Raw genomic sequence first — 12,331 nt, forward strand, 5'->3', positions numbered from 1 at the left:
ATCAGTTCTCCAGAACGTCGAGCAGGCCCAGGGGCAGTGGCACGTCCATGACGCGGTCGAAGAGCACGTACAGACCGATCGCCATCAGCGTGGTGACCACGGCGCTGGGCAACCAGCGGCCGCCGTACAGGCGGGCCATCGGAATGCCGATCAGGATGCTGCTGAGAATGAAGCCCAGGGGTTCGAACAGGCCGGCGAAGACCAGCAGCAGGACGACGCAGATACTGATCTTGACCAGGGTTTCACGGTCCAGGGGCGGCTCGTCCTCGCTGTGCTTGATCGGCGCCGGGCGAAACAGCATGTACAGCAGCGCCAGGCTCATCAGCCCGAGCATCAGCAGGGGAAAGGCCCGTGGGCCGACCGGCTCGTAGGAAAATGCCGCCTGGTAGGGCCAGGCCATCAGCGCCAGGCCCAGGCAGACCAGGAGCAGCACCGAGGCGAAAATGCGTTGTAAGAGCATGGGAAACTCCTGGACCCCGCCCCGGGAAGGGCAGGGCCGCTAGACAGGGACGATCACTGGATCAGGCCGAACTCTTTGGCCAGGGTCTTGTAGTCGGCCACCTGTTTCTTCACGTAGGTGTCCAGCTCCGGCCCGGTCATGGCGAACGGGAAGAGTTCGCGCTGGTCGCGCAGCTTGGCGAATTCCTCGGACGCCAGCAGCTTGTCGAAGGCGTCCTTCCACCAGGCGTAGTCCTCGTCGCTGACCTTCGGCCCGAGGTAGAAACCGCGCACCACCGGCCAGACGATGTCGTAGCCCTGTTCCTTGGCGGTGGGGATGTCCTTCATTTCCGGCTCGTCGAGGCGCTTGTCGGAGAACACCGCCAGCAGGCGCATGTCGCCGCTCTGGATATGCGGCATGGAGTCGGAGATGTCGGTACTGCCGACCTGGATATGCCCACCCAGCAGCGCGGTGGCGATTTCGCCGCCGCCTTCCAGGGCCACGTAGCGCAGGTCGCGCGGGTTGATCCCGGCGGCCTTGGCGATCAGCGCGGTCTGCATCCAGTCCTGGCTGCCGACGGTGCCGCCGGAGCCGATCACCACCGAGCTCGGGTCTTTCTTCAGCGCCTTGACCAGGTCGTCGAGGGTTTTGTACGGCGAATCGCTCTTCACCGCGATGGCGCCGTAGCTGGTGCCGACGGCGGCCAGCCAGCGCACCGCGCTTTCATCGAAGCGGCCGAACTTGCCCTGGGCCAGGTTCAGCAGCGAACCGCTGGACCAGGCCACCAGCGTGCCGGCGTCGGCAGGGCGCTGGGCCACCACCGCGTTGTAGGCCACCGCGCCGACACCGCCGGGCATGTAGGTCACGCGCATCGGTTTGGTCAGCAGCTTTTCGTTGACCAGCGCGCTTTGCGCCAGCTTGCAGGTCAGGTCGAAACCGCCGCCGGGGGAGGCCGGGGCGATGCATTCCGGGCGCTTGGGTTCGGCGCTGGCGGCGAGCAGTTGGCCGGCGAACAGCATACAGCCGGCGGCGAGGGCCAGTTTACGCAGTGATGGGTTCATGCTTGTCTCCACAGGAGTTGTTGTTGTGTGTTGCATGCCAGGGCCTTGCGCGGCCCAGGCCGGCGCAGAAGCCGTCCGGCCGCTTACCAGAGCGCCAGGCTGTAGCTCACCAGCAGGCGTACTTCATCCGCGTCGCGGGCCGAATAGTTGGAGCGGTAGGTGGCGTTGCGCAGGCGTACCGCGACGTCCTTGAAGGTGCCGCTTTGCACCACGTACTTGAGCTCGGTGTTGCGTTCCCATTCCTTGCCGGTGTCGCCGTTTTTCAGGGCGATGTTGTCGCCGCTCAGGTAACGGGTCATGAAAGTCAGGCCGGGGATCCCGAGCTTGCCGAAGTCGTAGTCGTAGCGCGCCTGCCAGGAACGTTCCTCGGCGCCGGCGAAGTCGTTGATCTGCACGAAGTTGACCAGGTACGGGTCGGCCCCGTCGACGTAGGGGAAGGCGCTGTCGCCGGACATGTGCTGGTAGCCGGCGCTGAGCTTATGCCCGTTCAGGGCATAGCTCACCAGGCCGTTGAGGGAGCGGTTGTCGATCTTGCCGCCGCGCGCCTGCCCCTGGTCGTCGCTGACCGCGAAGCGCAGGTCGCTGGCGAAGGTGCCCGGGCCCATCGGCTGCGAGGCGAGCAGGCCGAAGAAGTGCTGGTTGTAGACTTCGGCGAGCTGGGCGAAGTGGTAGCTGCCGGTGATCTTGTCGGTGAACTTGTAATCCACGCCGCCGAAGTCGAAGTGCTTGCCGGCGACGGTGCCGGCGAAGCGGCTGTTCTTGTTGTTGAGGGCGATGTCCTCGAAGTCGGTGCTGTCGCGGTCCTTGGCTTTCTCCAGGCGCCCACCGGTAAAGGTCAGGTTCTTGATTTCTTTGGAGGTCAGCAGGCCGCCCTCGAACGTCTGCGGCAGGATGCGCCCGTCGTTGGGCTTGAGAATCGGCAGTTCGGGGATCAGGCTGCCGATCTTCAGCTCGGTGGCGGAGATCTTCATCTTCCCGGTCAGGCCGACCTTGGAGTACTCGTCGGCGGCGCGCCCGTTATCGTGGGTCGGCAGCAGGCCGGTGCCGGTACGGTCGGGGCTGGAGTCGAGCTTGATGCCGAGCATGCCCAGCGCATCGACGCCGAACCCCACGGTGCCGTTGGTGTAGCCCGATTGCAGGTTGAGCATGAACCCCTGGGCCCACTCGTCGCGCTTGGATTGCTGGGCACTGGTGCCGCTGCGGAAGTCGCGGTTGAAGTACATGTTGCGGGTTTCGAGGGTGGCGCTGCTGTCTTCGAAGAAGGCGGCCTGGCTGATCGGCGAGAAACCGGCAAGGGCGGCGGCGCTGGCGAGGGCGGTCTGGCTGAGGCGGGAAAAACGAACAGGCTGGCAGGCCTGAGGCTGCATGGACAGCATCGTGTTGTACTCCGTTATTGTTCTTATTGGCGAAAACGCTTCGAGGCGTTTTTCGGGGGTGCTGCCGGGAGGCAGCCACGGAAGTCGAAACAATCCGTAACAGGACTCTAAAGGCCCAACCTTTCGCTAACCTTTCAGCAGACTTTCACGGTTTTCGGGCTTCACAGCAGCGGTCCCGGCTGTAAACTCCGCGGCAATAAAAAAGGCCATCGGCCCCTGAACGAGGTAGGAAATCCATGCGTGTGCTTCTCGTCGAAGACCACTTGCAGCTGGCTGAAAGTGTCGCCCAGGCGCTCAAGAGCACCGGCCTGACCGTGGATGTGCTGCATGATGGCGTCGCCGCGGACCTGGCCCTGGGCAGCGAGGATTACGCCATGGCGATCCTCGATGTAGGCCTGCCGCGCCTGGATGGTTTCGAAGTGCTGGCGCGCCTGCGTGCCCGGGGCAAGAACCTGCCGGTGCTGATGCTCACCGCGCGCAGCGACGTCAAGGACCGGGTCCATGGCCTCAACCTCGGGGCGGACGACTATCTGGCCAAGCCGTTCGAGCTGACCGAGCTGGAAGCGCGGGTCAAGGCCCTGCTGCGACGTAGCGTGCTCGGCGGTGAGCGGGTGCAGCGCTGCGGTGTGCTGGCCTACGACCTGGACACCCGGCGCTTCACTCTCGGGGAGGAGCTGTTGACCCTGACTTCCCGCGAGCAGGCGGTGCTCGAGGCGCTGATCGCCCGGCCGGGGCGGGTCATGAGCAAGGAGCAACTGGCGTCCCAGGTCTTCGGCCTGGATGAAGAAGCCAGCCCGGATGCCATCGAGATCTATGTCCATCGCCTGCGCAAGAAACTCGATGGTCACCCGGTGGCTATCGTCACCTTCCGCGGCCTCGGCTACCTGTTGGAAAGCCGCGATGCATAGGCCCAGCAGCCTGCGCTGGCGCCTGCTGTGGAACCTGGCGCTGCTGCTGGTGGTGCTGATGCTGGCCAGCGGCTTCAGCGCCTACTGGAACGGTCGCGAGGCGGCGGACACCGCCTACGACCGGACCCTGCTGGCCTCGGCCCGGACCATCGCCGCCGGCCTGTCCCAGCGCGACGGCAGCCTCAGCGCCAACGTGCCGTATGTGGCCCTCGATACGTTCGCCTATGACAGTGCCGGGCGGATCTACTATCAGGTCAACGATATCCATCAGCAGTTGATCTCCGGCTACGAGAACCTTCCCGGCCCGCCGCCGGGCACGCCGCGCACCGACGATTATCCGGCGCTGGCGCGCTTCTACGATGCCACCTATCAAGGGCAGAACGTGCGGGTGGTGAGCCTGCTCAAGGCGGTCAGCGAGCCGAACATGAACGGCATGGCGGAGATTCGCGTGGCCGAGACCGACGAGGCGCGGGTCAGCATGGCGCGCAGCCTGATGGCCGACACCCTGTTGCGTCTCGGCATGCTGGCTGTCGGTGCCTTGCTGCTGGTGTGGTTCGCGGTCAGCGCCGCCTTGCGCCCGCTGGAGCGTCTGCGCAGCGCGGTGGAAGAACGCCAGCCCGACGATTTGCGGCCCTTGCCGCTGGTCGAGGTGCAGCGTGAGCTGTGGCCGTTGGTGCGGGCGCTCAATCATTTCACCGAGCGCTTGCGCGGGCAGTTCGAGCGCCAGGCGCAGTTCATCGCCGATGCCGCCCACGAATTGCGCACGCCGCTGGCGGCGCTCAAGGCGCGCCTGGAACTGGGGCTGCGCGCCTCGGAAGCGGAAACCTGGCGCACTACCCTGGAAGGCGCTGCCCAGGGCACTGACCGCCTGACCCACCTGGCCAACCAGTTGCTGTCCCTGGCACGTATCGAAAACGGTGCCCGGGCGATTGCCGAGGGCGGTGCGCAGTTGCTCGATCTCAGCCAGCTGGCCCGCGAGCTGGGCATGGCCATGGCGCCCCTGGCGCACGCCCGAGGTATCGCCCTGGCCCTGGAAGCGGACGAACCGGTGTGGCTACGCGGTGAGCCGACGCTGTTGAACGAGCTGCTGAGTAACCTGGTGGACAATGCCCTGGCTCACACCAAGCCGGGTGGCAATGTGATCCTGAGGGTCAGCGCCCCGGCGGTGCTGGAGGTGGAGGACGACGGCCCGGGGATTCCCCTGGAGGATCGGGACCGGGTGTTCGAGCGCTTCTACCGGCGCAATCCCCATGTCGCCGGCTCCGGCCTGGGCCTGGCGATCGTGGGCGAAATCTGCCGGGCCCACCTGGCGCAGATCAGTCTGCACGATGGCGCACAAGCCGGGCTAAAGGTGCGGGTGAGTTTCAACGCCGGTTGAGATTGCGCTGTCTCAGTGGAACATGGACCGCGATTCAGCCAGGTCGCCGCACATTGCCTTGTTCTCGGGGTCGATCCCGAGCTTCTTGAACGCCGGGACGTTGAAGGCATCGACCCGCGCCAGCGGGTGGTCGCTGTCCTTGTGGCAGTAGAGGGTGGCGACCTGTACCAGGTCGACGTAATCTACCTTGGCGGACTGGCGTTGGAAGTCCAGGTATTGCCCCGGCAACTTGGCCAGTTGTTCCGGAAACTCCCAGACCTGCAGGAGCTTGTCGCCCAGCAACGGGTGGATGCGTTCGATCACATGGTTGAGGCTGACCGGGTCGGACAACAGCTCGTAGTGATCTTCCGCGTAAGTCAGGATCGGCAGCACGCCGATCTGGTGCACCAGCCCGCCGAGGGCGGCCTGGTCGGGTTTGAGCTGGGTGTAGCTGCGGCACAGGGCATAGCTGACGCCGGCGACTTCCAGGCTCTTGCGCCAGACGTCACGCATCTTCTGCGCCACCACGTCCGAGCGGGCATGGAAAATCTGCTCCATGACCAGGCCGATCGCCAGGTTGCTGCTGTAGTTGACGCCCAGCCGGGTAATCGCGGTATGCAGGTCGGTGACTTCCTGGGTGGCGCGCAGCAGCGGGCTGTTGACCACCTTGATCAGGCGCGCCGACAGCGCCGTATCGCGGCCGATCACCTTGCTCAGGGTGCTGACGCTGATTTCCGGATCTTCGGCGGCCCGGCGAATCTGCAAGGCCACTTCCGGTAACGTTGGCAGAACCAGGTCATCGTTATCGATGGCCTCAACCAAATCCTGTTGGACCTTATCCGCCAGCTCACTCATTTCTGTTCTCTAGGGTGTTGCAGGAAATTGCTGCGATCAGCGCTGGATTTCTCGATCGCGATCCAGCTGGTAGGGCAGATCCAGCAGGGTCAGCCCGGGACCCTCGAGCGCGCCAAGATGGAGATTGCCATCTTCTGCTGCTTCGGCTTGCAGTACCGCCAGGAGTTCAATGTTTTCTTCGGCCCGGGCGGCGATCACCACTTCACCGATGGAGCTGCCGTGGGTCGGGGAGAACAGCAGGGTGCCGGGTTCGGGCAGCTCGTCGGCGTTCAGGGCCGCACGGTAGAGACGGCGCTTGAGCTTGCCCAGGTACTGCATGCGCGCGACGATTTCCTGGCCGGTGTAGCAACCTTTCTTGAAGCTGACGCCGCCAACGGCCTGCAGATTGAGCATCTGCGGAATGAACAGCTCGCGGGTGGCCGGCATCACCTGGCCGATGCCCGCGCGGATCTGGCCCAGCAGCCACTGATTGAGATCGCCTTCGGGGAGTTGCGCGGACAGCTTCTGGCGCAGGCTCTCGGTCTGGTCCGCCGGGGCCCAGAGCTCGGCCCGGTCCGCCGAAACGCGAATGGCGATCAGGCCATCGTGGCGCGCGACGGCGCCGTCTTCCGCCGGCAGTTCCAGGCCCAGGTCGGCCAGCAGTGCGGCGGCGTGGTTCAGGCCGAAGCGCGTCCACTGGGCACTTTCGTCGCTGAGCCTGGCCTTGGAGAACACCGCGTATTTCTTCAGGTCCGCCAGTTGCGGCTCCAGTAGCCCGGTGGCCATGGCCAGCAGGCAGCCATCGCCTTCGAGCAGGATGCGGAAGCTCGACTGCATGCGGCCTTTCTGGTTACAGCGCGCGCCCAGGCTGGATTGGCCATCGCTGAGATAGTTGAGGTTGCAGGTCAGCTGGCCCTGAAGGAATTTGCTGGCGTCGGGGCCGCGGACGGCGAGCACGCCTTCGTGGGACAGGGAGCAGAAAAAAGCGGAATCAGCCATGGGTCATCGCAGGGTAAAAAGTCTGGCGGACATCATAAGGTGACGCCCTTGAAATGGGTAGTTCACAAAGGATGGGTGGTGCCCGACCAAAGCCGACTGTTCCGGGGGGCGCCTGGCTGTATACTTGCGCTCTATTTGAGGAGTGCTCCATGGTCGAAGATGTTGAACTGAACCGCCTCTACTGGCACAGCCGTCGCGGCATGCTGGAACTGGACGTGTTGCTGGTGCCATTCGTGAAGGAAGTCTATCCGCAGCTGAACGACGTCGATCGTGCCTGCTACGTCAGGTTGCTCGAATGTGAAGATCAAGACATGTTCGGCTGGTTCATGGAACGCTCCGAATCCTCGGATCCCGAGTTGCAGCGCATGGTGCGCATGATCCTGGACCGTGTTCAGCCCAAGTAGCTCTTTCGAATGCCGCTGGCAGCCTTCCAGGCACTTGCTGGCGGCCTATCTCCTGGCCCAGCTGTTCGCGCTGGGCGCCTTGCTGGTTCTCGATATCGCCTCGTGGGTTCGCCTGATCGGGGTTCTGGCGTGCCTGGGGCACGCGGCCTGGGCGTTGCCCCGGCGGATCCTGCTGAATCACCCCGCGGCTTTTCGCGGTTTGCGCCGCGATGCCGAAGGCTGGCAACTCTGGAATGCCAGGCAGGGTTGGCAGCCGGTGCAACTGCGTCCCGACAGCCTGGCGTTGCCACTGCTGGTGGTGCTGCGTTTTCGCCTGCCGGGCGAGCCTTGGGTGCGGTCCATATGCGTACCGCGGGATGCGCAGGCGGCCGATGTGCACCGGCGCCTGCGCGTGCGCCTCAAGTTCAGTCGTCGTAGGTGGGCGGCACCAGGATAGTGTCCAGGGCCTCGGGCAGCAGGTCCGGGTAGTCGAGGGTGTAATGCAGGCCCCGGCTTTCCTTGCGCTCCATCGCCGAACGAATCATCAGCTCGGCCACCTGGGCCAGGTTGCGCAGCTCGATCAGGTCGCGGCTGACCTTGTAGTTGCTGTAGAACTCGTCGATTTCATCCAGCAGCAGGCGTACCCGGTGCTGAGCGCGTTGCAAGCGCTTGTTGGTGCGCACGATGCCCACGTAGTCCCACATGAAGCGCCGCAGCTCGTCCCAGTTGTGCGCGATGATCACGTCTTCGTCGGAGTCCGTGACCTGGCTGGCGTCCCAGGCGGGCAGGGCGATCGGCAGGGCGATCTGCGGTAGTTGTTGAAGAATGTCGGCCGCCGCGGAGCGCGCGTAGACGAAGCATTCCAGCAGCGAGTTGCTGGCCATGCGGTTGGCCCCATGCAGGCCGGTGAAGCTGGTTTCGCCAATGGCATACAGTCCCGGCACGTCGGTGCGGCCCTGCTGGTCGACCATCACCCCGCCGCAGGTGTAGTGCGCCGCCGGCACCACCGGGATCGGCTCCTTGGTGATATCGATGGAAAACTCCAGGCAGCGCTCATACACGGTCGGGAAGTGGTTCTTGATGAAGGCTGCGGGCTTGTGGCTGATGTCCAGGTAGACGCAATCGATCCCCAGGCGCTTCATCTCGTGGTCGATGGCCCGGGCGACGATATCCCGCGGGGCCAGCTCGGCGCGCGGATCGAAACGTGGCATGAAGCGTTCGCCATTGGGCAGCTTCAGGTGGGCACCTTCGCCGCGCAGGGCTTCGGTGATCAGGAAGCTCTTGGCCTGCGGATGGTAAAGGCAGGTCGGATGGAACTGATTGAATTCCAGGTTCGCGACCCGGCAGCCGGAACGCCAGGCCATGGCGATGCCGTCACCGCAGGCACCATCGGGATTGCTGGTGTAGAGGTAGACCTTGGCAGCGCCACCGGACGCGAGGATGACGAACCGTGCTCCATAGGTATCGACTTCACCGGTGGCGCGGTTGAGGACATAGGCGCCAAGGCAGCGATCGCCTTCCAGCCCCAGGCGTTTCTCGGTGATCAGGTCGACGGCGACCCGCTGTTCCAGCAGTTCGATATTCGAGCGTTGCCGGGCCTGGTGCAGCAAGGTCTTGAAGATGGCTGCGCCGGTGGCGTCGGCGGCATGGATGATGCGGCGATGGCTGTGGCCGCCTTCGCGGGTCAGGTGAAACTCGAACCCGCCGTCCTCATTGCCCGATTGCTCGTCCCGGGTGAAGGGAACGCCCTGGTCGATCAGCCATTGGATGGCCTCGCGGCTATGCTCGACCGTAAATCGCACCGCCTCTTCATGGCACAGGCCGCCACCGGCATTGAGCGTGTCGTCGACATGGGATTCGACGGTATCGGTGTCGTCCAGCACGGCGGCGACGCCTCCCTGGGCCCAATAGGTCGAGCCATTGGCGAGGTCGCCCTTGCTCAATACCGCAATGCGCAGATGACCCGGCAAGGTCAGCGCAAGGCTCAGACCGGCAGCGCCGCTGCCAATCACCAGGACATCGTGTTGAAACTGTTGGCTCATCTGGAGTTTCCGCTCAAAAGCGACCCGGGTCGGGGTTGGCGCGAGACGCCTGGATCGGCGAATCAAGGCAGCCATGCAGCCCACTAGTATATAGAGGGGGGGATCGGCACAATAGCCGGGCCTTCGTGGCATTATGAAATTATGAAGACGGGAAAAGCGGTTTTGCGCAGCGCTGGTGGATGGCACGAGGTATCCGCCAAGCCGGCGAACTGGCGACTGTATCGAAGATGTAGCGCCCTTTTTCTCTTCATGGTTACACAATGTTCGTTCTGCACGGCTATAAAGATTGGGAACTTTTGTTACGGCCCCAAACTCAATAGAAGGTTGCCTGATAGAAGGGACAGCGTCGGTTTTATGCAGGACTTGAGTTGCAGTCATGCGGCCCGATTCGACGACAGGATTATTCGCGCAGCCGGCCTTGCCCGTACTGCGTCTTTCGTGCGTGCCAAAGTCAGAGCCCGCAGGAAACTTGCTTGGAGGGGGAGAACTTTTGCGAAAAGCCCGAGTCTATGTTTGCAAGCCTGATCGTTTAGTTATGCAAGCCTCCTTCGAGCTTATCGAGGAGTGTTCATGCTAACCCAGGAAGAGGATCAGCAGCTGGTCGAACGCGTTCAGCGTGGCGACAAGCGAGCGTTCGATCTGCTAGTGCTGAAATACCAGCACAAAATTCTCGGGTTGATCGTGCGTTTCGTGCACGACACCCATGAAGCCCAGGATGTTGCACAAGAAGCCTTTATCAAGGCTTACCGTGCGCTTGGTAATTTCCGCGGCGACAGTGCGTTTTATACGTGGCTGTACCGTATCGCCATCAACACGGCGAAAAACTATCTGGTTTCACGCGGCCGCCGGCCGCCGGATAGCGATGTCAGTTCCGAGGATGCGGAGTTCTACGATGGCGATCACGGCCTCAAGGATCTCGAGTCGCCGGAGCGTGCATTGCTGCGGGATGAGATCGAAGGCACCGTCCATCGAACCATCCAGCAACTGCCGGAAGATTTGCGTACGGCTTTAACTTTGCGCGAATTCGATGGTCTGAGTTACGAGGACATTGCGAGCGTCATGCAATGTCCGGTGGGTACCGTGCGCTCCCGGATTTTCCGCGCTCGGGAAGCCATCGATAAAGCCCTGCAGCCGTTGTTGCAGGAAACCTGAGACAGCGGCGACAGCCAAGAGAGGAACCGCCATGAGTCGTGAAGCCCTGCAGGAATCGCTGTCCGCGGTGATGGATAACGAAGCGGACGAACTGGAATTGCGTCGGGTATTGAATGCCGTCGACGAAGTGGAAACCCGTGAGACCTGGGCCCGTTACCAGATCGCCCGCGCGGCCATGCATAAAGAGTTGCTGCTTCCGCGCCTGGATATCGCCGCGGCCGTTTCTGCTGCATTGGCCGACGAAGCTGTACCGGCCAAGGCTGCTCGCAGCCCATGGCGCAGCCTGGGTCGCCTGGCTGTTGCCGCCTCGGTGACCGTCGCGGTGCTGGCGGGTGTCCGTCTGTACAACCAGGACGAGATCGCCGGCGTCGAACTGGCACAGCAATCAAACCAACCGACCCTGGCTGCTCCTCAAGTAAAAGGCCCTGCTGTACTGGCCGGCTACAATGAGAGTTCGGAAGCCACGGGGCCTATGGCCAATGGCGTATTGCAAGGTCAGCCAGGCTGGCACGATCAGCGTCTGCCAAGCTACTTGCGTCAGCATGCTCAACAAGCTGCACTGAAGGGCACTGAAAGCGCTCTGCCTTATGCTCGTGCGGCGAGCTTGGAAAACCGTTAAGGAGGATCATGCGCGCCATCCCTCTACTCTCGCTTCTGCTCAGTGGCTGGTTCATTGTTCCAGCCCACGCCGACGAAGCTCAGGACTGGTTGAAGCGTCTTGGGCAAGCCGAACAGCAGCAAAGCTTCCAGGGTACTTTCGTCTACGAGCGTAATGGTAGTTTTTCTACCCATAACATCTGGCATCGTGTCCAGGATGGTCAGGTCCGCGAGCGGTTGATCCAGCTCGACGGCTCCGCTCAAGAGGTTGTGCGCGTTGATGGGCGTACCCAGTGTGTCAGCGGTACGCTGGTGGCTGGACTGGGGGATGCCCCCAATTCTTCGGCCCACTCACTCGATCCGGAAAAACTCAAGAATTGGTACGACCTTTCCGTCATTGGCAAGTCGCGGGTGGCTGGGCGGGCGGCGGTCATCGTTGCCCTGACTCCGCGTGACCAGCACCGTTATGGTTTCGAATTGCATCTGGACCGCGAGACGGGCCTGCCACTGAAGTCGCTGCTGCTGAACGACAAAGGGCAGTTGCTCGAACGTTTCCAGTTCACTCGCCTGGACACGGCGGATGTGCCGCGCGACAGCGAGTTGCAGGCCAGCGCTCAATGCAAGGCCGTTGCTCTTGATAGCGACAAGGCTTCCGCGGTGAAGAGCGCGCAGACCTGGCACTCGGACTGGCTGCCGCCAGGTTTCGAGCTGACCAGCAGCAGTGCGCGTAAAGATCCCGATACCAAGACGATGGTCAACAGTCTGATGTATGACGATGGCCTGGCGCGCTTCTCCGTGTTCCTCGAGCCGCTCAATGGCGCGACGGTGACCGACACACGCACCCAGTTGGGCCCGACCGTAGCTGTGTCTCGGCGCCTGACTACCCCCGACGGAGAAATGATGGTGACGGTAGTAGGCGAGATACCTATCGGCACTGCCGAGCGGATTGCCTTGTCGATGCGTACCGACGCCGCTGCGTCCAAGGCGCAATGAGGCGCGTCTCTCAAGTGTTCATCGAGCGTTAATGTTGGTTGTGTAAGAGGTCTGCAATGCCGGCTCTGCAATCGAGATATCTAAATGTTCGGTGAACATTTTCATTTGCAAAACCCCCTGTTTTTTCTTATAGGTCAGAGCCACTAGGTTCTGGCCTTGTCGTTTCCGGAGCAAAAACTACTGCCTGAGT

General features: G+C 62.9%; 13 protein-coding genes. 7 read left to right on the plus strand and 6 right to left on the minus strand.

The features are described 5' to 3' along the window. Nucleotide 1 precedes the first annotated feature (1 nt). The 3 genes from TO66_RS07145 to TO66_RS07155 all read right to left on the minus strand — a co-directional run bounded on the left by TO66_RS07145 (nt 2) and on the right by TO66_RS07155 (nt 2,876). Nucleotides 2-460, minus strand: a complete 459-nt coding sequence (locus TO66_RS07145; RefSeq protein WP_044461675.1) for a tripartite tricarboxylate transporter TctB family protein — start codon at nt 458-460, stop codon at nt 2-4. A gap of 53 nt (nt 461-513) precedes the next feature. Then, nucleotides 514-1,500: a tripartite tricarboxylate transporter substrate binding protein gene (locus TO66_RS07150; protein WP_044461676.1), complete on the minus strand. Its 987-nt coding sequence runs from the start codon at nt 1,498-1,500 to the stop codon at nt 514-516. 83 nt (nt 1,501-1,583) lie between these two features. Then, nucleotides 1,584-2,876, minus strand: a complete 1,293-nt coding sequence (locus tag TO66_RS07155; protein WP_044461677.1) for an OprD family porin — start codon at nt 2,874-2,876, stop codon at nt 1,584-1,586. 236 nt (nt 2,877-3,112) lie between these two features. On the opposite strand from TO66_RS07155, the gene TO66_RS07160 reads away from it, so the two are divergent. Both TO66_RS07160 and TO66_RS07165 read left to right on the plus strand, forming a co-directional pair. After that, a complete protein-coding gene (locus TO66_RS07160; protein WP_044461678.1) occupies nt 3,113-3,784 on the plus strand; it encodes a response regulator in 672 nt (223 codons plus the stop codon). Then, nucleotides 3,777-5,162: a sensor histidine kinase gene (locus TO66_RS07165; RefSeq protein ID WP_044461679.1), complete on the plus strand. Its 1,386-nt coding sequence runs from the start codon at nt 3,777-3,779 to the stop codon at nt 5,160-5,162. The genes TO66_RS07160 and TO66_RS07165 overlap by 8 nt, the downstream gene beginning before the upstream one ends. 12 nt (nt 5,163-5,174) lie before the next feature. Here the strand turns inward: TO66_RS07165 and TO66_RS07170 are convergent, their stop codons facing one another. Beyond that, on the minus strand, nt 5,175-5,996 hold the full coding sequence (locus tag TO66_RS07170; RefSeq protein WP_044461680.1) for an HDOD domain-containing protein: 822 nt from the start codon (nt 5,994-5,996) through the stop codon (nt 5,175-5,177). Between the two features lie 36 nt (nt 5,997-6,032). Then, nucleotides 6,033-6,974, minus strand: a complete 942-nt coding sequence (locus tag TO66_RS07175; RefSeq protein ID WP_044461681.1) for a folate-binding protein YgfZ — start codon at nt 6,972-6,974, stop codon at nt 6,033-6,035. Between the two features lie 149 nt (nt 6,975-7,123). Between TO66_RS07175 and TO66_RS07180 the strand changes: the two genes are divergently transcribed. Beyond that, on the plus strand, nt 7,124-7,378 hold the full coding sequence (locus tag TO66_RS07180; protein ID WP_044461682.1) for a succinate dehydrogenase assembly factor 2: 255 nt from the start codon (nt 7,124-7,126) through the stop codon (nt 7,376-7,378). Further along, on the plus strand, nt 7,362-7,814 hold the full coding sequence (locus tag TO66_RS07185; protein WP_044461683.1) for a protein YgfX: 453 nt from the start codon (nt 7,362-7,364) through the stop codon (nt 7,812-7,814). The genes TO66_RS07180 and TO66_RS07185 overlap by 17 nt, the downstream gene beginning before the upstream one ends. On the opposite strand, the gene nadB is transcribed toward TO66_RS07185, so the two are convergent. After that, the gene (nadB, locus tag TO66_RS07190; protein WP_044461684.1) at nt 7,783-9,399 is read right to left on the minus strand and encodes an L-aspartate oxidase; all 1,617 of its coding nucleotides are present in this window, start codon (nt 9,397-9,399) and stop codon (nt 7,783-7,785) included. The genes TO66_RS07185 and nadB overlap by 32 nt on opposite strands. A gap of 570 nt (nt 9,400-9,969) precedes the next feature. Between nadB and rpoE the strand changes: the two genes are divergently transcribed. From rpoE to TO66_RS07205, 3 genes are read left to right on the plus strand one after another with little or no spacing between them, the layout of a single operon-like run. Then, nucleotides 9,970-10,551, plus strand: coding sequence for an RNA polymerase sigma factor RpoE (gene rpoE / locus TO66_RS07195; protein WP_007930230.1), 582 nt, complete (start codon nt 9,970-9,972; stop codon nt 10,549-10,551). A gap of 31 nt (nt 10,552-10,582) precedes the next feature. Continuing rightward, the gene (locus tag TO66_RS07200) at nt 10,583-11,170 is read left to right on the plus strand and encodes a sigma-E factor negative regulatory protein (RefSeq protein ID WP_044461685.1); all 588 of its coding nucleotides are present in this window, start codon (nt 10,583-10,585) and stop codon (nt 11,168-11,170) included. A gap of 8 nt (nt 11,171-11,178) precedes the next feature. Then, nucleotides 11,179-12,141: a MucB/RseB C-terminal domain-containing protein gene (locus TO66_RS07205; protein ID WP_044461686.1), complete on the plus strand. Its 963-nt coding sequence runs from the start codon at nt 11,179-11,181 to the stop codon at nt 12,139-12,141. The last annotated feature ends 190 nt before the right edge of the window (nt 12,142-12,331 follow it).

The organism is Pseudomonas sp. MRSN 12121 (genome assembly GCF_000931465.1).
Classification (GTDB): domain Bacteria; phylum Pseudomonadota; class Gammaproteobacteria; order Pseudomonadales; family Pseudomonadaceae; genus Aquipseudomonas.

What these genes read in the sequence shown, in the direction of transcription:
- TO66_RS07145 (WP_044461675.1), bottom strand. Translation starts at nt 460, where the DNA reads ATGCTCTTACAACGCATTTTCGCCTCGGTGCTGCTCCTGGTCTGCCTG.
- TO66_RS07150 (WP_044461676.1), bottom strand. Translation starts at nt 1,500, where the DNA reads ATGAACCCATCACTGCGTAAACTGGCCCTCGCCGCCGGCTGTATGCTG.
- TO66_RS07155 (WP_044461677.1), bottom strand. Translation starts at nt 2,876, where the DNA reads ATGCTGTCCATGCAGCCTCAGGCCTGCCAGCCTGTTCGTTTTTCCCGC.
- TO66_RS07160 (WP_044461678.1), top strand. Translation starts at nt 3,113, where the DNA reads ATGCGTGTGCTTCTCGTCGAAGACCACTTGCAGCTGGCTGAAAGTGTC.
- TO66_RS07165 (WP_044461679.1), top strand. Translation starts at nt 3,777, where the DNA reads ATGCATAGGCCCAGCAGCCTGCGCTGGCGCCTGCTGTGGAACCTGGCG.
- TO66_RS07170 (WP_044461680.1), bottom strand. Translation starts at nt 5,996, where the DNA reads ATGAGTGAGCTGGCGGATAAGGTCCAACAGGATTTGGTTGAGGCCATC.
- TO66_RS07175 (WP_044461681.1), bottom strand. Translation starts at nt 6,974, where the DNA reads ATGGCTGATTCCGCTTTTTTCTGCTCCCTGTCCCACGAAGGCGTGCTC.
- TO66_RS07180 (WP_044461682.1), top strand. Translation starts at nt 7,124, where the DNA reads ATGGTCGAAGATGTTGAACTGAACCGCCTCTACTGGCACAGCCGTCGC.
- nadB (WP_044461684.1), bottom strand. Translation starts at nt 9,399, where the DNA reads ATGAGCCAACAGTTTCAACACGATGTCCTGGTGATTGGCAGCGGCGCT.
- rpoE (WP_007930230.1), top strand. Translation starts at nt 9,970, where the DNA reads ATGCTAACCCAGGAAGAGGATCAGCAGCTGGTCGAACGCGTTCAGCGT.
- TO66_RS07200 (WP_044461685.1), top strand. Translation starts at nt 10,583, where the DNA reads ATGAGTCGTGAAGCCCTGCAGGAATCGCTGTCCGCGGTGATGGATAAC.
- TO66_RS07205 (WP_044461686.1), top strand. Translation starts at nt 11,179, where the DNA reads ATGCGCGCCATCCCTCTACTCTCGCTTCTGCTCAGTGGCTGGTTCATT.